At 53.9% G+C, this 16,230-nt stretch carries 21 protein-coding genes; 19 read left to right on the top strand and 2 right to left on the bottom strand.

Annotation, left to right across the window (positions count from 1 at the left end):
- Positions 1 to 91 precede the first annotated feature (91 nt).
- The 8 genes from ffh to leuB all read left to right on the top strand — a co-directional run bounded on the left by ffh (position 92) and on the right by leuB (position 6,935).
- Positions 92 to 1,495, top strand: a complete 1,404-nt coding sequence (ffh, locus tag CSR02_RS13810; protein ID WP_099542035.1) for a signal recognition particle protein — start codon at positions 92 to 94, stop codon at positions 1,493 to 1,495.
- Between the two features lie 62 nt (positions 1,496 to 1,557).
- Positions 1,558 to 1,911: a 30S ribosomal protein S16 gene (rpsP, locus tag CSR02_RS13805; protein WP_042787560.1), complete on the top strand. Its 354-nt coding sequence runs from the start codon at positions 1,558 to 1,560 to the stop codon at positions 1,909 to 1,911.
- A 14-nt stretch (positions 1,912 to 1,925) separates the two neighbouring features.
- Positions 1,926 to 2,468 carry a ribosome maturation factor RimM gene (gene rimM, locus CSR02_RS13800; RefSeq protein WP_099542034.1) on the top strand — a complete coding sequence of 181 codons (543 nt, stop codon included), beginning with the start codon at positions 1,926 to 1,928 and terminating at the stop codon, positions 2,466 to 2,468.
- On the top strand, positions 2,465 to 3,217 hold the full coding sequence (gene trmD / locus CSR02_RS13795) for a tRNA (guanosine(37)-N1)-methyltransferase TrmD (RefSeq protein ID WP_099542033.1): 753 nt from the start codon (positions 2,465 to 2,467) through the stop codon (positions 3,215 to 3,217). The genes rimM and trmD overlap by 4 nt, the downstream gene beginning before the upstream one ends.
- Before the next feature lie 14 nt (positions 3,218 to 3,231).
- On the top strand, positions 3,232 to 3,615 hold the full coding sequence (gene rplS, locus CSR02_RS13790; RefSeq protein ID WP_003623953.1) for a 50S ribosomal protein L19: 384 nt from the start codon (positions 3,232 to 3,234) through the stop codon (positions 3,613 to 3,615).
- 153 nt (positions 3,616 to 3,768) lie between these two features.
- On the top strand, positions 3,769 to 5,172 hold the full coding sequence (gene leuC / locus CSR02_RS13785) for a 3-isopropylmalate dehydratase large subunit (RefSeq protein WP_099542032.1): 1,404 nt from the start codon (positions 3,769 to 3,771) through the stop codon (positions 5,170 to 5,172).
- On the top strand, positions 5,172 to 5,795 hold the full coding sequence (leuD, locus tag CSR02_RS13780; RefSeq protein ID WP_050820118.1) for a 3-isopropylmalate dehydratase small subunit: 624 nt from the start codon (positions 5,172 to 5,174) through the stop codon (positions 5,793 to 5,795). The genes leuC and leuD overlap by 1 nt, the downstream gene beginning before the upstream one ends.
- Before the next feature lie 15 nt (positions 5,796 to 5,810).
- Positions 5,811 to 6,935 carry a 3-isopropylmalate dehydrogenase gene (gene leuB / locus CSR02_RS13775; RefSeq protein ID WP_099542031.1) on the top strand — a complete coding sequence of 375 codons (1,125 nt, stop codon included), beginning with the start codon at positions 5,811 to 5,813 and terminating at the stop codon, positions 6,933 to 6,935.
- Between the two features lie 149 nt (positions 6,936 to 7,084).
- Here the strand turns inward: leuB and rpsU are convergent, their stop codons facing one another.
- Positions 7,085 to 7,288: a 30S ribosomal protein S21 gene (gene rpsU / locus CSR02_RS13770; RefSeq protein ID WP_019088333.1), complete on the bottom strand. Its 204-nt coding sequence runs from the start codon at positions 7,286 to 7,288 to the stop codon at positions 7,085 to 7,087.
- Positions 7,289 to 7,501: 213 nt separating this feature from the next.
- Here rpsU and def point away from each other — a divergent pair, with 213 nt between their 5' ends.
- The 5 genes from def to CSR02_RS13745 are packed head-to-tail and all read left to right on the top strand — an operon-like array spanning position 7,502 to position 11,337.
- Complete coding sequence (gene def / locus CSR02_RS13765; protein ID WP_099542030.1) at positions 7,502 to 8,026, top strand: peptide deformylase; 525 nt, start codon at positions 7,502 to 7,504, stop codon at positions 8,024 to 8,026.
- A gap of 3 nt (positions 8,027 to 8,029) precedes the next feature.
- Positions 8,030 to 8,686: a ubiquinone biosynthesis protein COQ9 gene (locus CSR02_RS13760; protein WP_099542029.1), complete on the top strand. Its 657-nt coding sequence runs from the start codon at positions 8,030 to 8,032 to the stop codon at positions 8,684 to 8,686.
- A gap of 25 nt (positions 8,687 to 8,711) precedes the next feature.
- Positions 8,712 to 9,233 carry a MarR family winged helix-turn-helix transcriptional regulator gene (locus CSR02_RS13755; protein ID WP_099542072.1) on the top strand — a complete coding sequence of 174 codons (522 nt, stop codon included), beginning with the start codon at positions 8,712 to 8,714 and terminating at the stop codon, positions 9,231 to 9,233.
- Positions 9,223 to 9,945 carry a response regulator gene (locus tag CSR02_RS13750; RefSeq protein ID WP_052013539.1) on the top strand — a complete coding sequence of 241 codons (723 nt, stop codon included), beginning with the start codon at positions 9,223 to 9,225 and terminating at the stop codon, positions 9,943 to 9,945. The genes CSR02_RS13755 and CSR02_RS13750 overlap by 11 nt, the downstream gene beginning before the upstream one ends.
- Positions 9,946 to 9,954: 9 nt before the next feature.
- A complete protein-coding gene (locus CSR02_RS13745; RefSeq protein ID WP_099542028.1) occupies positions 9,955 to 11,337 on the top strand; it encodes an ATP-binding protein in 1,383 nt (460 codons plus the stop codon).
- Positions 11,338 to 11,350: 13 nt separating this feature from the next.
- Here the strand turns inward: CSR02_RS13745 and CSR02_RS13740 are convergent, their stop codons facing one another.
- Positions 11,351 to 11,914: an outer membrane protein assembly factor BamE gene (locus tag CSR02_RS13740; protein ID WP_099542027.1), complete on the bottom strand. Its 564-nt coding sequence runs from the start codon at positions 11,912 to 11,914 to the stop codon at positions 11,351 to 11,353.
- A gap of 248 nt (positions 11,915 to 12,162) precedes the next feature.
- Between CSR02_RS13740 and CSR02_RS13735 the strand changes: the two genes are divergently transcribed.
- From CSR02_RS13735 to CSR02_RS13710, 6 genes are all read left to right on the top strand, one after another.
- The gene (locus CSR02_RS13735; protein WP_042787548.1) at positions 12,163 to 12,717 is read left to right on the top strand and encodes a DUF177 domain-containing protein; all 555 of its coding nucleotides are present in this window, start codon (positions 12,163 to 12,165) and stop codon (positions 12,715 to 12,717) included.
- Positions 12,718 to 12,882: 165 nt separating this feature from the next.
- Positions 12,883 to 13,086 carry a 50S ribosomal protein L32 gene (gene rpmF / locus CSR02_RS13730; protein ID WP_006116507.1) on the top strand — a complete coding sequence of 68 codons (204 nt, stop codon included), beginning with the start codon at positions 12,883 to 12,885 and terminating at the stop codon, positions 13,084 to 13,086.
- An 88-nt stretch (positions 13,087 to 13,174) separates the two neighbouring features.
- Positions 13,175 to 14,281 carry a phosphate acyltransferase PlsX gene (gene plsX, locus CSR02_RS13725; protein WP_042787547.1) on the top strand — a complete coding sequence of 369 codons (1,107 nt, stop codon included), beginning with the start codon at positions 13,175 to 13,177 and terminating at the stop codon, positions 14,279 to 14,281.
- Positions 14,282 to 14,345: 64 nt separating this feature from the next.
- Positions 14,346 to 15,326 carry a beta-ketoacyl-ACP synthase III gene (locus CSR02_RS13720; RefSeq protein WP_099542026.1) on the top strand — a complete coding sequence of 327 codons (981 nt, stop codon included), beginning with the start codon at positions 14,346 to 14,348 and terminating at the stop codon, positions 15,324 to 15,326.
- A gap of 72 nt (positions 15,327 to 15,398) precedes the next feature.
- Entirely contained in the window at positions 15,399 to 15,719 is a 321-nt protein-coding gene (locus CSR02_RS13715) for an integration host factor subunit alpha (RefSeq protein WP_003623929.1), read from the top strand.
- A partial coding sequence (locus tag CSR02_RS13710) for a MerR family transcriptional regulator (RefSeq protein ID WP_143225605.1) occupies positions 15,712 to 16,230 on the top strand: 519 nt, incomplete at its 3' end. The genes CSR02_RS13715 and CSR02_RS13710, both read left to right, overlap by 8 nt.

The raw sequence follows: 16,230 nt of genomic DNA, 5'->3' as shown, positions 1-16,230 counted from the left end.
CAGGGGTATCCCGTAACCCCTGCAACAAATCAGGCCCGCCACTCCGCGAGTTTTCGCGCAGTGGCGCGTCTTGTTATGGGGTGTAATACTTTTGTTCGAAGCTCTTTCAGGCAAGCTTTCCGGCGTTTTTGATGGCCTCGCTAAACAGGGAGCGCTGTCTGAAGCCGATGTTCTGGAGGCAATGCGGGAAGTCCGTCTGGCTATGCTGGATGCAGACGTTGCGCTGCCTGTTGTTAAAGACTTCGTAAACAAGGTTAAGGAACGCGCTGTTGGGCATGAGGTGCTGGAAAGCATTTCCCCCGGTCAGGCTGTCGCTAAAATTGTCAATGATGCACTTATTGATGCTCTTGGCGGTGCTGGTGCTGTTCCCCTTAATCTGAATTCCACCCCGCCTGTTCCCGTTCTGATGGTGGGTTTGCAGGGGTCTGGTAAAACCACCACCTCTGGTAAGTTGGCCCTGCGCCTTAAAACGCGTGAACGTAAAAAGGTTCTGCTCGCTTCTCTGGATACGCAGCGTCCGGCTGCCCAGTTGCAGCTTGCGCAGTTGGCAGAGCAGGTTGGTGTTACCTCATTGCCGATTATTGCTGGGCAGACACCTGTAGAAATTGCCAAGCGTGCCCTCAACACAGGGCGGCTTGAAGGTTATGATGTCGTTATCCTTGATACCGCCGGTCGTCTTTCCATAGACGAAGCGTTGATGGACGAGGTGCGGCAGATTCGTGATGTCACACATCCGGCAGAAACCCTGCTGGTTGTAGATGCCATGACTGGGCAGGATGCCGTAAATACCGCCAAGGCCTTTAATGAGGCTGTGGGTGTAACCGGTGTTGTCATGACCCGGATGGACGGTGATTCCCGCGGTGGTGCAGCGCTTTCCATGCGTGCCATTACCGGTGCCCCCATCAAGCTGATTGGCACGGGTGAAAAGCTGGACGCACTGGATGAGTTCTATCCAGAACGTGTAGCTGGCCGTATTCTTGGGTTGGGCGATATTGCCGGGCTTGTTGAAAAAGCCGCCGATACGCTTGATCAGGAAGAAGGTGAACGCCTCGCCCAGAAGATGATGGCGGGTAAGTTCGATCTGGATGACTACGCATCCCAGATCCGCCAGATCAACAAGCTGGGGTCCATTTCCGGTATTCTGGGCATGCTCCCGGGTATGGGTAAGGTTAAGGAAGCTTTGGGAGACAAGGATCTTGATACCTCGATCCTGAAAAAGCACCTTGCCATTATTTCTTCCATGACCAAGGCAGAGCGTAAAAACCCTGCCATTATCAAGGCATCTCGCAAAAAGCGTATTGCTGCCGGGTCTGGATCTACAGTTCAGGATGTTAACAAGCTGCTCAAGCAGTTTGATATGATGTCCTCTATGATGAAGCGCTTCAACAAACTGGGCTTGAAAGGTCTCATGCGCCAGGGAATGTCCGCGCTCATGCCGAAAGGAATGGGAGGGGGAGGGCCGCCGGGTGGACCTGGTGGCAATCCTTTCCGCTAAGGCGGTCTATTTCTAGAAGCAGTTTTTCGGGTTTTTTATTTTTGGGTCTGGAGTAACTCCGAATGAGTCTTAAAATTCGTCTTGCCCGCGCAGGTGCCAAGAAGCGTCCTTACTACCACATTGTTGTGGCAGATAGCCGCAGCCCGCGTGATGGCCGTTTCATTGAAAAGGTTGGCGCTTATAACCCAATGCTGCCGTCTGATCACGCTGAACGCGTGCGTCTGACAGAAGAACGCATCAAGCATTGGCTGTCTGAAGGCGCTCAGCCGACAGATCGCGTGGCTCGCTTCCTTGGTAACGCAGGTCTGGCACCTAAGCCCGCTTATCGTGAACAGCCTAAAAAGTCTGCTCCGAAGAAGAAGGCGCAGGAACGCGCTGCTGAAGCCGCTAAAGCTGCCGAAGCCGCTGCTGCCTAAAGCCTGAAACCATCATGTGCTCAGACCTCATTCTGATGGGCGTTGTTGGTAAACCGCATGGTGTGCGTGGCCTTGTGCGCGTGCGCTCTTATGCGGAAAACCCACAAACGCTGGAACAGTGTGGGGTATTGCAGGACGATCAGGGCCGTAAATGGTTTTTAAGTTGGCGTGGGGCGGATAGCGTAGCCGAATTGCGGGATGCCGATGGCACGCCACTGGCTGATCGTGATGCCGCGCAGGCGTTGGTGAACACCCGCCTGTATGTGCTGCGTGCAGCTTTGCCGGAACCTGAGGAAGAAGAATTCTACCATGCTGATCTGATTGGCATGGAAGCGTTCGAAAACAGTCTTTCTCTCGGTCGTGTTGTGATGGTGCATGATTATGGTGCTGGCGCCAGTCTGGAACTGAGTGATGGTTCCCTTGTTCCATTTACCCGTGCCTGTGTGCCCAAGGTTGATCTGGAACAACGGACAATTACGGTGGTTCGCCCCGAAGAAGTTTCGGGGGAAGAAGGGCGTGGTGTTGGTAAACGGCAGAAAGCAGAGACACAGCCATGAACTGGCAGGCCACTGTTATCACGCTGTTTCCTGAAATGTTTCCGGGCCCTCTGGGGCTTTCCCTTGCAGGGCGAGCGCTGGAAAAAGGCTTGTGGGCATGTCGGACGGAAGATCTGCGGCAGCATGGTCTGGGCCGGCATCGTGCAGTAGATGATACACCATTTGGTGGTGGTGCAGGCATGGTTATCCGCCCAGATGTGGTGGATGCCGCTTTTGCTGCCTCTCAGGCACCAGCAGATGTGCCGCGTGTGTATCTTACACCGCGTGGGCGGCCGTTAACGCAGCAGAATGTGCGGCGTTATGCGGCTGGTGCTGGGGTGTTGTTACTGTGTGGCCGGTTTGAAGGTGTGGACGAACGTGTGCTGCAAGCGCATGACGTTGAGCAGGTATCCATCGGAGATTACATTCTCTCGGGTGGGGAAACTGCCGCACTGGTGTTGCTGGATGCGTGTGTGCGCCTGCTGCCCGGCGTGATGGGGTGTGAGGAAAGTGGCGTAGAGGAAAGTTTTTCCGAAGGGCTGCTTGAATATCCGCACTATACCCGTCCTGCCGAGTGGGAAGGGCGCGCTGTGCCGGAAATCCTGCTTTCGGGCAATCATGCCGCCATCGCGGCCTGGAGGCAGAAGCAGGCAGAAAAAATAACGCGGGAAAGAAGGCCGGATCTGTGGTCTGCCTGGCTGGCTCGCAAGGAAAGAAACATGGCTGAAGCTGTGGGCGGGGCCGCACAGACAGACCATTTTGGGGTTTGAGGAAGGATACCGACATGAACATCATTCAGCAGTATGAAGCTGCAGAAATTAAGCGTCTGACAGCAGAGCGCGCTGTTCCGGAATTCGAAGCCGGTGATACGGTGCGCGTTTCCGTTAAGGTGCAGGAAGGTGAACGTACCCGTCTGCAGGCTTTTGAAGGCGTTGTGATTGCCCGTTCCAACAAGGGCCTGAACAGCAACTTCACTGTGCGCAAGATTTCCAATGGTGAAGGTGTGGAACGTGTGTTCCCGCTGTACGCACCTACGGTTGCAGAAATCAAGGTTGTGCGTCGTGGTAAAGTGCGTCGTGCAAAGCTGTACTACCTGCGTGGCCGTAGCGGTAAGTCTGCCCGTATTGCAGAACGCCCGCGCGAAGTGGTTGCTCCGGCAGCCAGCTAAAACCATATAACCGTTCACATCGGTCTGATATGGTTTTTAAAACCCGGCTGGCCTATGTCAGTCGGGTCTTTTTGATATATAGGCATACCGCAATAGCATTGGCTCAATAGGTGAGCGCATGCATGTAGCGTAAGAAATATAAAGGAGGAGGGCATGGGCCCGCGTACGTTGTTCGACAAGATCTGGGATGATCACGTCGTTGAAACTCTGCCGGACGGCACCTCTATTCTTTATATTGACCGGCACCTTGTGCACGAAGTCACCAGTCCGCAGGCGTTTGAAGGCTTGCGTCTGGCTGGGCGTAAGTTGCGCCACCCGGAAAAGACTGTGGCTGTGGTTGACCACAACGTGCCCACGTCTGACCGCACGCAGCCGATTGAAGAAGCCGATAGCCGCAACCAGATTGAAACACTGGAACGCAACGTTAAGGAATTCGGGGTTCCGTATTTCCCGCTGCTTTCCGCCAATCAGGGTATTGTGCATGTTGTAGGGCCAGAGCAAGGGATATCCCTGCCGGGCATGACCATTGTGTGTGGGGACTCCCATACCTCTACGCACGGTGCGCTGGGTGCGCTGGCTTTCGGGATTGGTACGTCGGAAGTCGAGCATGTTATGGCCACGCAGACCATTCTGCAGCGGCCGGCCAAAAACATGCGCGTTACGGTAGATGGCACGCTTGGTGCTGGCGTTTCTGCCAAGGATATCATGCTGGCGATTATCGGGCATATCGGCACGGCTGGTGGCACAGGGCATGTAATCGAATTTGCAGGTTCCGCCATTCGTGGGCTGGACATGGCTGGGCGTATGACGTTGTGCAACATGGCCATTGAAGCCGGTGCACGCGCAGGTATGGTTGCGCCAGATGAAACCACGTTTGAATATGTGCGTGGCCGTCCGTTTGCCCCCAAGGGTGAAGAGTTTGATAAGGCTGTTGCCTATTGGAAAACGCTGGCTTCTGATGAAGGTGCGCATTTCGATAAGGAAGTGACGCTGCGGGCAGAAGATATCAGCCCCAGCCTGACATGGGGTACAAGCCCCGAAACTGTGCTGCCCATTACGGCCACCGTGCCGAACCCTGCTGATGAGGCAGATGAAGCCAAACGCACCCAGATGCAGCGTATGCTGGACTATATGGGGCTGGAAGCCGGGCAGAAAATTGCTGGCACACCGGTTGATGTTGTTTTTATTGGCTCATGCACCAATAGCCGCATTGAAGATTTGCGTGCCGCTGCACAGATAGCTGCAGGCCGCAAGGTGGCTGAAGGCGTGCGCGCCATGATTGTGCCGGGTTCGGGCAACGTCAAGCGGCAGGCGGAAGAAGAAGGGCTGGACCAGATTTTTCTGGATGCAGGCTTTGAGTGGCGTGAGGCCGGGTGCTCCATGTGCCTTGGCATGAACCCGGATCGGCTAACACCGGGCCAGCGTTGTGCTTCCACATCCAACCGTAATTTTGAAGGACGTCAGGGGCCGGGTGGTCGTACACATCTGCTGTCTCCTGCCATGGCTGCGGCTGCGGCCGTAACCGGGTGCCTGACTGATGTGAGGGAGCTGGCATAATGGAAAAGTTTACAACCCTGTCGGCTATTGCAGCGGCTCTGCCAGAAGCCAATATTGATACGGACAAAATCATTCCGGCGCGGTTTTTGAAAACCACGCAGCGTACGGGCTTGGGTAAAAATGCCTTTGATGCCATGCGTTATCTGCCAGATGGTAAAGAAAACCCGGATTTTGTGCTGAACAAGGAACCGTGGCGGAAAGCCGAAATCCTGATTACCTATGATAATCTGGGTTGCGGCTCCTCGCGCGAGCATGCGCCTTGGGCACTGCTGGATTTTGGTATCCGGTGCGTGATTGCGCCTTCCTTTGCCGATATCTTCTTCAATAACTGCTTCAAGAACGGCATTTTGCCGATCCGCCTGCCGCGTGAAATTTGCGACCAGCTGATGGCAGATGCCAGCATGGGCAGCAATGCCCGCCTTACGGTTGATCTACCCCGGCAGGTTATTGTGCGGCCAGATGGGCAGGAAGTGCCTTTTGAGATTGATCCCTTCCGCAAGCATCTGCTGCTGGAAGGGCTGGATGATATTGGCCAGACACTTCAGCACGAAACAAATATCGAAGGGTATGAAAACCGGGAAAACCGGGAAAAACCTTGGATGCCTTCCATTCATATTGATTGATTATTCTGGAGCTGCATGATGACTGCACAGAACACAGCCATAAAACTTCTTGTTCTGCCCGGTGACGGTATTGGCCCCGAAATCATGCGGGAAGTCCGGCACGTTATTGATTGGCTGCAAAGCCGTCGTGGCCTGACCTTAGATATTACGGAAGATCTGGTGGGTGGTGCTTCTCTGGCAGAATACGGCGTGCCGATCCGTGATGAAGTGATTGAGAAGGCCTGGGCTGCAGATGCGGTGCTTTTTGGCTCCGTGGGGGATCCAAAATGGGCGCATGTCGGGTTTGAAAAACGTCCGGAAGTGGCCATTCTCAAGCTGCGGCAGGAACTGGGGCTGTTTGCCAACCTGCGTCCGGCCAAAGTGTTTGATGCACTGGTAGATGCCAGCACGCTTAAGCCGGATGTGGTGCGTGGTCTGGATATCATGATCGTGCGTGAAACGGTGGGCGGTATCTATTTTGGCAATCCGCGTGGCATTGAAACCCTGCCAGATGGCAGCAAGCGTGGCATTAACACAGAAGTGTACACCACAGCAGAAATTGAGCGTGTAGCGCGTGTGGCGTTTGATCTGGCGCGCAAACGGTCTAACCGTGTGTGCTCTGTTGAAAAATGCAATGTCATGGAAAGCGGCCTTCTGTGGAAGGAAGTGGTGACAGATGTGCACGCCAAAGAATTCCCGGATGTGGAACTCTCTCACATGCTGGCAGATAATTGCGCCATGCAGTTGGTGCGAAACCCACGCCAGTTTGATGTGATTGTCACCGGCAACCTGTTTGGTGATCTGCTGTCTGACCTTGCTTCCATGTTGACGGGCAGCTTGGGCATGCTGCCTTCTGCAACGTTGGGTGCCGTACATGAAAATGGCAAATTCCCTGCGTTGTATGAACCCATCCACGGCAGTGCGCCGGATATTGCGGGCAAAGGCATTGCAAACCCCATTGCACAGATTCTGTCTTTTGCCATGCTGCTGCGTTACTCTTTGAACAAGCAGGAAGAGGCAGACATGATTGAGCAGGCTGTTTCCAATGTTTTGGAAAGCGGTTTGCGCACGGCTGATATCATGAGTGAAGGCATGGCTCGTGTTGGCACATCCGTTATGGGTGAAGCCATTGTGCGGGAACTGGATAAGCTTCAGAAGTAACGCTTCGTAAGTTACAAGTTAAAAAGCCGCTTCACTTTAGATGTGGAGCGGCTTTTTTTTGTGTGCAAGATTGCGGCGCACAGCAGACACAAAAAAGGCCGGAACATCCGTGGGATGCCGGCCTTTTTTGGGTAAAAGGATGGAAAGGCTTAGAAGCCTTCGCGTTCCAGACGCTTGCGTTCCATCTTACGAGCACGGCGCACGGCTTCTGCCGCTTCACGGGCCTTGCGCTCAGACGGCTTTTCGTAGTGCCGACGCAGCTTCATTTCACGGAAGATGCCTTCACGCTGCATTTTCTTCTTGAGCGCTTTAAGAGCCTGATCGACATTGTTGTCACGGACGAGAACGTGCACTTGGTCTCTAACCCCTGTTTCAGAAAAATCCGGGTAACCCGGCTTTTTGTAGATTATACGGAACCGGAACCGTCGCGGCCTTGCGGGGCGCCGATTCCTTTGTTGGCGGCCTCTATAACACGGCCTTTAGACAAGATACAATTTGTTCTTTCGTGTTTAAAATGCACTTCTGTGTGCTTTTATTGTGCAACCTCCCTAAAAATGGGGTGAAAAATGGCCGTTCTTGCAATAGCCCGCATGGGGCACCCGGTTTTAAGGCAGCCTGCGCAGGAGGTACCAGACCCCACAGCGCCAGATGTTCAGCGCCTGATAGAAGATATGCGTGAAACACTGGCAGAAAGCGGTGGTGTTGGCTTGGCTGCACCGCAGGTCTTTGTTTCCCAAAGGCTTTTTATTTACAGCGTGCCGCTTGCCCGGAGTGAAGGAGAGGATGATCCACCTTTGCCTGTGCAGGCTTTGATCAATCCGGTTTTAACGCCGGTTGATGATGAAAAGCTGATACGGGCGGAAGGCTGCCTTTCTATCCCTGATCTGCGTGGGGAAGTGCCACGATACAAACGCATATGGTATGCCGGGTTTGATCAGTACGGGCAGAAAGTTGAAGGCTTGGCCACCGGCTTTCGGGCCCATGTCATGCAGCATGAAATGGATCATCTGGATGGAATCCTCTATCCCATGCGGATGACGGATATGAGCAAATTTGGTTTTGCAAAAGAAATTACACGGTATGGGGCATAAGGCATGAGCACACGTGCGGGTAGAATAAGCCAGGCCATTTCGTTGGCAGTGGCAACCTTGGCTGCTGGCATTATGCCTGCGCCTTTGGAGCGTGATCCTGCGCGGGATGACATTCTACGCAAGATGGCCGACGTTGCCGGAGAACAGGGATGGGGGATGGATGTGCTGCTGCAAGTGGCAGGCCCAGATGCCGATCTGCTTTTTCCCGGTGGGAGTGCAGAGCTTGTAGAGGCATGGTTTGATCTGTGTGACAGAGATATGCTGGATGCCATGTGGGATACGGAAGCGCCTCGGTTAAGCCAGCGTGTTCGACAGGCGCTGCTTTATCGGCTGCCCATAGATGCGTCTGTCCGTTCGGCTACACGTAAAGGTTTGTCTGTTTTGTTGGCACCGTGTGAGGGTAAGGCCCTTCGGCGTGCCATGATGCGCACAATCAATGCAATTTGGCAGGCTGCACAAGATGACTCTTCAGGTCTCACGTATGTCACCAAACGCCTGAGTTTGGGAGGCGTATATACGTCTGTATTGCTCTATTGGCTGGCGCGTGGGGATAATGAAGCTGCTTTGGCCGCGTTTATAGACAGGCGCCTGGCCGATGTTCTGCGCTTTGGGCGTATCAAGGCCCGTATGGGTGGTTTTCCCTTTATGGCGCGGGCCTGAACCTTTGCAGGGAGCCTGAATGCGCATGTCCTTACCTCATGAAACAGCAGGGGCAGATCTGCTCTTCCTGCGTGAAGAGCAATTGCGTTTGGCGCAAACTCTCATGTTTCTGGCATCGCGGGATATGGCGCAGGCTGTTGAACCTGTTCTGGAAGAAAATGGATTGGGCCATGCGCATTACAGGGTATTGCAGGTGCTGGCATTTAGCCCCGGTATTCCCGTCAGCCGTCTTCAGGCTGTGTTGGGGGTGACAAAACAAAGCCTTGGCCGCACCATGCATGAGCTGGAAGCAAGGCAGTATCTGGCAAGTCAGCCAGGCCGTCAGGATCGGCGGCAGCGTCTGCTTTTTTTAAGCCCGGCCGGGAAAGAGGCAGAAGCCCGTTTATTTGCCGTTGTGCGCCAACGGCTTGTTGCCGCGTATCGCGAGGCCGGGGGCGCAGCAGTAGAAGGGTTTCGGCGCGTGATGCGTGGGATGTTATCCGAACAAAGTCGGTCTGTGTTGAATGAGGACGCAGCAGGCAAAAAAGGAGGGCAGCATGGAGCATAAGCACGAGAGTGTGGAAGAGGATATTGCCCCCCATGTGATTGTTGTTGATGATGATCCACGGTTGCGGCGCCTTTTGCAGCGTTATCTGTTCGAGCACGGGTTTCGGGTCAGTGTGGCGGCAAGTGCCGCAGAGGCACGGCAAACGCTAGAAGGGATTCAGCCGGATGCCATGGTGCTGGATGTTACCATGCCGGGTGAAAACGGTCTGGAACTCACACGTGCGCTGCGGAATGAGGGGCAGGAACTGCCCATTTTGCTTCTGACAGCCCGCGGTGAGCCAGCAGACCGTATTACGGGATTGGAAGCCGGAGCGGATGATTACCTGGGCAAGCCTTTTGAGCCGCGTGAGCTGCTTTTGCGTTTGAAGGCACATTTGCGCCGACACCAACCCGCACCTGCAACGGATAATCTACGTATTGTGCGGTTGGGAGATAAGGAGTTTGACCCGGAGCGGCATATTTTAAGCGGCCCCAATGGCACAATCCATCTAACGGGAGGGGAGGCCGCGCTGCTTTCCGTATTGGCACGCAGACCAAACGATGTGTTCTCGCGCGAGGAGATTGCCAAAGCACTAGATATGGCGGAAATTGGTGAACGCGCCGTGGATGTGCAGGTAACGCGTTTGCGGCGGCGCATTGAGCCAGACCCAAAGGAGCCCCGTTATCTGCATACCATTCGTGGGCGTGGCTACGTGCTTAAACCGGGGCTGTAAGATTAAATTATGCGGCGCGGCAGCCTGAAACTTTTTCCATCCTCATTCTGGAAATCGCGCAGGATGGAAAAGTCCATGCGGCGCGTTCTTCCGCGTTCCCTACTGGCACGATCCTTGCTGATTGTGTTGATTCCTTTGCTGGTTACGCAGGGGATCGCGCTGGAAGTGTTTTATGGCAATTTTCTGCAAGTTGCCTCGCGTCGTCTTTCAGATGCCGTGACATCGGAAATTGTGCTTTCACTGAATGCGCTGGAGCGGTTGAAAAAACCGGCAGACAGGCAATGGTTTGTAGAGCAGGCGCAACAACATCTGTTGTTGGTGGAAACATGGCATTCCAACGCACGCCTCAAACGGTTTGGTTCCACCCATGTATTGGGGCCTATGGATGAAGATTTGGCACGTGCTTTGCGTGCCTCCATCAGTTATCCATTTTTTGTAAATTGGCGAAAAGACCCACACACAGTCAAGATTTCCATTCAGTTGCCAGATGGTGTGCTGGATGTGGAGGCACCACGTAAGCGGCTGGATATGGGCCAGATCTGGCTGTTTGTGGCTTGGGCGGTTGGAAGTTCTCTACTTTTGTTTGTTATTGCCAGCCTGTTCATGCGCAATCAGGTGCGGGCCATTCGGCGTCTGGCGCATGCTGCCGAGCAATTTGGGCTTGGGCGCGATATAGGTCCCATTCGCCCAGCAGGCGCGCAGGAAGTGCGTAAGGCTGCTGTGGCCTTCAACCGTATGCAAGATCGGATTTACCGCTTTGTATCGCAACGTACGGGCGTTCTGGCAGGTGTTTCGCACGATCTGCGCACGCCTCTCACCCGTTTGCGGCTTTCCTTGGCCATGATGCCGCGGACCGGCGTGGTACAGGCAGAAGATATTCAACCCGATGTTGAAGACATGATTGGTGACGTGGCTGAAATGGAGCACATGATTGCCAGTTATCTGGCTTTTGCACGCGGGGAAGGAGCCGAAAATGTTGTGGAAACAGACGTGGAGCCATTTCTGGAGGATGTAGCCGCTGCCGCACGAAGGGCTGGAGCACATGTTTTTTCGGTTCGTGTTGCGCCTGGGCTGAGGGTGCATATGCGCCCAGATGCCATGCGGCGTGCGTTAACTAATTTGGTGGATAATGCCCGGCGCTATGGGGCGCATATCAGCTTGAGTGCACAGGCCGTGTCTGACGGTGTGGTGATGATGGTGGATGATGATGGCCCAGGTATCCCCCCTGACCGCCGAGACAGTGTTCTACGGGCATTTGAGAGCGGACGAGGAGGGGGAACCGGGCTAGGGTTGACCATCTCACGCGATATTGTGCGTGCGCATGGTGGAGAAATGGAATTGCAGGATTCTCCAATGGGTGGTCTGCGCGTCAGGCTGTTCTTGCCACGCTAAATAATTTTGCAGCTTACAGGGAGTTGCCAGAGCCAAAGTGGCCCGGGCCCTGATTGTTCATCATACCCATGCCGCTGCCACCACCGGCGGCGCCGCCACCCATCATGTTCTGCATGGGGTTGTAGCGACCCACGTTGCCCAGAATCTGCTGCAGAATATTGATTTTGGTACCCGGTGTGGGGGTGATGCTGTTGATCATGGCTACAGAACGGGAATCTTTTTTGTTCAATGTGCGCAGAGTTTGCAGTGTGCCGGCATCATCAAACTTTAACACCACAACCTGCTGCTTGCCGATTCCCGGAAAATCCATGGGAACCAGATATGTGCTCATGGAAATATAGATCCATGTATTGTCATCAAACGCCCCCTTGGTGGTGGGGGAACCCAGTAAATCCAGTGCATCAGCACGCGTGCTAGCGCCAGGAATCAGCTGGTTATAATCATCAGCTTCCACCAAAGAACCACGGGGCGTTGGGGTTGGCCCAAAAACGGCACAGCCAGAAAGCGCTATTACCGCCGCCAGCGCGCCACAGGTGTTACGCAGGCGTGATATTTTGTTCTGGCGTGGCGGCTTCATTCGGTTGGGGCTTCCCTAAGTGTAACATTTAAGGCATCCGCGCATTGCGCGCCATGTAACAGTCCGATGCCTCAAACTGGTACGAAGCGTCAATTACAGAATGGCTTTTTCATTCGTTTTTACACTTTACCCCCTTTAGCTTTCCTTCAAAAAGCCCCAATTAGAAAAAGCATTGTGGGCGGCCCTGTGTCCTTCAAAGTGCTCTAGCCCCCGCAAGCACTCTTCCTCTGCCAGCTCAGGAGGCTGCCATGTCTGAAAAACCAGAATTTTCTCGCCCAATGGCGTTACGCCGAATCGGGGGGCAGGAAACTGCAGTGACAGTAGAAGCAACAGAGCAGGAATGTGCAGCCATTGCCCGCCGTTTGGGATTACCAAAAATTACACTTTTCCGTTGCCGGTATCTGCTAAAGGCAGACAAGCACAGTGTGGTGGAGGCGCAAGGTGCGCTGGCTGTTCATTATACGCAGACCTGCGTTGTCAGCCTTGAAAATTTTGAGGATGTTCTGGCAGGAGCATTCAGTGTTCGGTTTGTGCCTTCTGAACGGTTTGTAGAGCCCGAAGAGCCTGATTTGGACGCGATTGATGAAATTCCGTATGAAGGGCAGGACATAGATCTGGGCGAAGCTGCTGTAGAGCAGTTTGCGCTTGACCTGAACCCATACCCGCATGCGCCTGAAATTGATCTGCCAGAAGGCCTTGTCTTGAGTGAGGAAGAGGCAGAAAAACTTCTGGAAGAAGGGGAGCAGGATGAAAAGCAGAACCCCTTTGCGGCCCTGTCTCGGCTGAAACCGGGGAAGGCCTGATACAGGCGCGGGACGGGTTTTCTTTCTGGATTGCTTGCGAAAAAGCTTGCTGTCTGCTAGAGGCCCCGGCTCAGTCTGGTGATAAACCTGTGTTGTTGTCCGGTGGAGTGAAAAAACACGCTGCCGGGCGTTTTTAAACCGTTTTTCAAGAGGGGGCTCGGGCTCATGGCTGTACCCAAGAAGAAAACCTCGCCTTCACGTCGTGGCATGCGTCGCAGCCATGAAGCTCTGAACGTGGAAGCTTTTGCTGAATGCTCTAACTGTGGCGAACTGAAGCGCCCGCACCATGTGTGCAGCCATTGTGGCCATTACGATGGCCGTGAAGTGGTTGCCTCTGGCAAGGCGCTTAAGGTTGCTGTCCGCGCTTAATTAGCGTGGGTTTGCGGTAAAGCGCGCATTGCAGCGTAATGCGCGCTCTGAGGGAGCAAGGCATCTGCGGTATGGCAGAGAAGCAGGCATGAACAAGACCGAGATTCCAGATAATTCCCTTTCTGAACAGGACGAGGTGTTCAGCCTTGCTGTGGATGGGATGGGAGGTGATGGGGCTCCGGAAGTTGTTGTGGCCGGGCTAGCCGCCGCCGCTGAACGGCACCGAGGCATCAAGGTGCTGCTGCTGGGAGATGAAGCCCAGTTGCGGCCTTTGCTGGCAAAGTACCCCAAGGCTGCTGCCATATGCACTATCTCGCATACGGATCAGTCTATCCCCATGGATATGAAGCCAACATCCGCCTTGCGGATGCGGCAATCGTCCATGCGCCTTGCCATGGATGCCGTGGCAAGTGGCCGCGCCCGTGGTGTGGTTTCTGCTGGTAACAGTGGTGCCATGCTGGCTTTGGCCAAAATTGTTGTCAAAACCCTTCCCGGTATTTCCCGTCCTGCCATGGCGGCCATCAGCCCTACCATCAAGGGTGATGTGGTCATGCTGGATCTGGGGGCGAATGTTGCGTGTGACTGGCGTAACCTGGTGGAATTTGCCGTAATGGGTGAAGCTTTTGCCAAGGCTGTGCTGGGCTTGCCTGCCCCTACCATCGGGTTGCTCAATATCGGTTCGGAAGAGCTGAAGGGTGATGAAAAGCTGCGTGTGGCAGCAGAAGCCCTGCGTGAAAGCCCATTGGCTGCGCAGTTCCACGGGTTTGTGGAAGGGCATGATATTACCGCTGGTACAACCGATGTGGTTGTGACCGATGGTTTTACAGGAAATGTTGCGCTTAAAACCGGGGAAGGGGTGCTTAAAATGGCCACCACTCTTCTGCGGCGTGTCTTTAAGCGCGGTATTGTTTCCAAAATAGGATATCTGCTTGTGCGTCCGGGTTTGGAGCGCATGAAGGAATGGCTTGATCCGCGCCGTTATAATGGGGCCGTTTTTGTGGGCCTGAATGGTGTGGTGGTAAAGTCTCATGGCGGCACGGATGCAGAAGGCTTTGCCGCAGCGGTTGATGTGGCAATGGATATGGTGACACACGGATTTAACGACAGTATCCGTGATCGTCTTTCCCATATGAGTGCACTTCTCTCTCCCCAGCAAAATGCGGAGGAGCGTGAGCCAGCGGTTCCCGTTTCCTGATTGGTGCAAGACTGTCTGATCAGTAGCGGCATGTTGGGTCGCTACCGCATGCTGTTGGCTGATAATGAAAGAACGGTTTATGGCGAAACGTTCGCTTCTGGTAGGGTTTGGCGGTTTCCTGCCAGATCGGGTTGTTAGCAATGCAGAGCTGGCAGAACGTCTTGAAACATCAGATGAGTGGATTAGAACCCGCACAGGTATTACCCGTCGCCATCTTGTTGGGCCGAATGATACAGCGGCTAGCATGGGGGCAGAAGCTGCGCGGCGCGCCTTAGAGTATGCCAAGCTGACTGCTGAAGATATTGATGCGGTTTTTGTTGCAACAGCCACGCCCGACCAGGCTTTTCCGGCAACGGCTGTGCGTATTCAGGCTGCATTGGGCATGAAGCAGGGTTTTGGCTTTGATATTGCCGCTGCATGTTCGGGCTTTATTTTTGCACTTTCAACAGCAGATGCATTCATCCGATCCGGTCAAATTCGGAATGCGCTGGTAATTGGTTCGGAAGTCTATTCCCGCATTATGGATTGGGAAGACCGCGCAACCTGTGTGTTGTTTGGTGATGGCGCGGGTGCTGTTGTGCTCTCTGGTTCTGATAATCCGGATGACCGTGGCATTCTTTCCACGCATTTGCATTCTGATGGCACGGCAGGGGATCTGTTGTATGTTGATGGGGCGGTGGGCCAGCCCGACAAAAGTGGACATCTGAAAATGAGCGGGCGGGATGTGTTCCGTCATGCTGTTGGCAAGCTTTCTTCCGCCGTAGATGAAGCCTTGGAAGATGAAGGGCTGTCTTACGCAGATGTGGATTGGCTGGTGCCGCATCAGGCCAATATCCGGATTATTGAGGGTGTTGCCAAAAAGCTCAATCTCCCTTCCGAGCGAGTAGTGATAACGGTGGACAGGCATGCCAATACCTCTGCGGCATCTGTGCCATTGGCACTGGATGAAGCTGTGCGGGATGGGCGGATCCAAAAAGGTGATCTGGTTTTGATGGAAGCTTTGGGTGGTGGCCTGACATGGGGATCCGCGCTGGTACGCATATAATTTTAGAACATATTGCAAGCACAACCGCGTGAATGAATTGACGCGGCGTGCAGGCGTGTTACTTTAATTTTTATGGAAACTGTCACACGTGCATCCTTGATAGAGCAGATCTATCAGCAGGTTGGCCTGTCTCGTAAAGAATCCTCCGTCCTTCTGGAAGATGTTCTGGAGACGGTGATGGACGCTCTTGAACGCGGCGAAAGTGTTAAAATCAGTGGATTTGGCACTTTTTCGGTGAGGAAAAAAGGCCAGCGGAGCGGCCGTAATCCAAAAACGGGTGAGGAAGTTCCGATTTTGCCACGCTCTGTTTTGGTCTTTCGTCCGAGTCAGCTTCTGCGTGCTGAGGTAAACCACGAAACGCTAGATGCAGAAGCGGAGCATGATCATGACTGATGAAGCGCAGAGTTTTTCCGAAACAGGGGAAGCAAAATCTTTTCCGGAAACGGAAGGCGTTAGCGCGGAGTCAGCACATTCCAATAAGGGGCCTTTTGCGTTCCGAACCATCAGTGAAGTGGCGGATGAACTACATGTGCCACAGCATACGCTGAGGTTATGGGAAACCCAGTTTCATCAGGTTCGTCCCTTAAAGCGTGGTGGTGGGCGCCGCTATTATCGGCCATCAGACATAGATATTTTACGCTACATTGCAGATTTACTTTATAACCAAGGTTACACTGTGAAAGGTGTGCAGCGGATTTTGCAAAATGGTGGTGTACCGGTTTCTGAAGCCGCTGCACCTGAAGAACCACAACAGGACGCAGTAGAAAAATCTGAAGTTGTGGAAAATTCTTCTGCAGAAGATATTGCTCAGGATAGTCACGAATCTACACTCCAGCCAGAGCCAGAGCCAGAGCCAGAGCCAGAGCCAGAGCCAGAGCCAGAGCCAGAGCCAGAGCCAGAGCCA

Origin of the sequence: Acetobacter pomorum, from assembly GCF_002738225.1 — a bacterium.
GTDB classification, from domain to species: Bacteria; Pseudomonadota; Alphaproteobacteria; order Acetobacterales; family Acetobacteraceae; genus Acetobacter; species Acetobacter pomorum.
Note: the sequence above shows the minus strand (reverse complement) of the source record. Positions and strands in the feature narration are given on the sequence as shown.

What these genes read in the sequence shown, in the direction of transcription:
- CSR02_RS13715 (WP_003623929.1), top strand. Translation starts at nt 15,399, where the DNA reads ATGGAAACTGTCACACGTGCATCCTTGATAGAGCAGATCTATCAGCAG.
- rpmF (WP_006116507.1), top strand. Translation starts at nt 12,883, where the DNA reads ATGGCTGTACCCAAGAAGAAAACCTCGCCTTCACGTCGTGGCATGCGT.
- leuB (WP_099542031.1), top strand. Translation starts at nt 5,811, where the DNA reads ATGATGACTGCACAGAACACAGCCATAAAACTTCTTGTTCTGCCCGGT.
- CSR02_RS13750 (WP_052013539.1), top strand. Translation starts at nt 9,223, where the DNA reads ATGGAGCATAAGCACGAGAGTGTGGAAGAGGATATTGCCCCCCATGTG.
- CSR02_RS13720 (WP_099542026.1), top strand. Translation starts at nt 14,346, where the DNA reads ATGAAAGAACGGTTTATGGCGAAACGTTCGCTTCTGGTAGGGTTTGGC.
- CSR02_RS13745 (WP_099542028.1), top strand. Translation starts at nt 9,955, where the DNA reads ATGCGGCGCGGCAGCCTGAAACTTTTTCCATCCTCATTCTGGAAATCG.
- CSR02_RS13760 (WP_099542029.1), top strand. Translation starts at nt 8,030, where the DNA reads ATGAGCACACGTGCGGGTAGAATAAGCCAGGCCATTTCGTTGGCAGTG.
- CSR02_RS13755 (WP_099542072.1), top strand. Translation starts at nt 8,712, where the DNA reads ATGTCCTTACCTCATGAAACAGCAGGGGCAGATCTGCTCTTCCTGCGT.
- CSR02_RS13735 (WP_042787548.1), top strand. Translation starts at nt 12,163, where the DNA reads ATGTCTGAAAAACCAGAATTTTCTCGCCCAATGGCGTTACGCCGAATC.
- rplS (WP_003623953.1), top strand. Translation starts at nt 3,232, where the DNA reads ATGAACATCATTCAGCAGTATGAAGCTGCAGAAATTAAGCGTCTGACA.
- plsX (WP_042787547.1), top strand. Translation starts at nt 13,175, where the DNA reads ATGAACAAGACCGAGATTCCAGATAATTCCCTTTCTGAACAGGACGAG.
- rpsP (WP_042787560.1), top strand. Translation starts at nt 1,558, where the DNA reads ATGAGTCTTAAAATTCGTCTTGCCCGCGCAGGTGCCAAGAAGCGTCCT.
- rimM (WP_099542034.1), top strand. Translation starts at nt 1,926, where the DNA reads ATGTGCTCAGACCTCATTCTGATGGGCGTTGTTGGTAAACCGCATGGT.
- leuC (WP_099542032.1), top strand. Translation starts at nt 3,769, where the DNA reads ATGGGCCCGCGTACGTTGTTCGACAAGATCTGGGATGATCACGTCGTT.
- CSR02_RS13740 (WP_099542027.1), bottom strand. Translation starts at nt 11,914, where the DNA reads ATGAAGCCGCCACGCCAGAACAAAATATCACGCCTGCGTAACACCTGT.
- trmD (WP_099542033.1), top strand. Translation starts at nt 2,465, where the DNA reads ATGAACTGGCAGGCCACTGTTATCACGCTGTTTCCTGAAATGTTTCCG.
- leuD (WP_050820118.1), top strand. Translation starts at nt 5,172, where the DNA reads ATGGAAAAGTTTACAACCCTGTCGGCTATTGCAGCGGCTCTGCCAGAA.
- def (WP_099542030.1), top strand. Translation starts at nt 7,502, where the DNA reads ATGGCCGTTCTTGCAATAGCCCGCATGGGGCACCCGGTTTTAAGGCAG.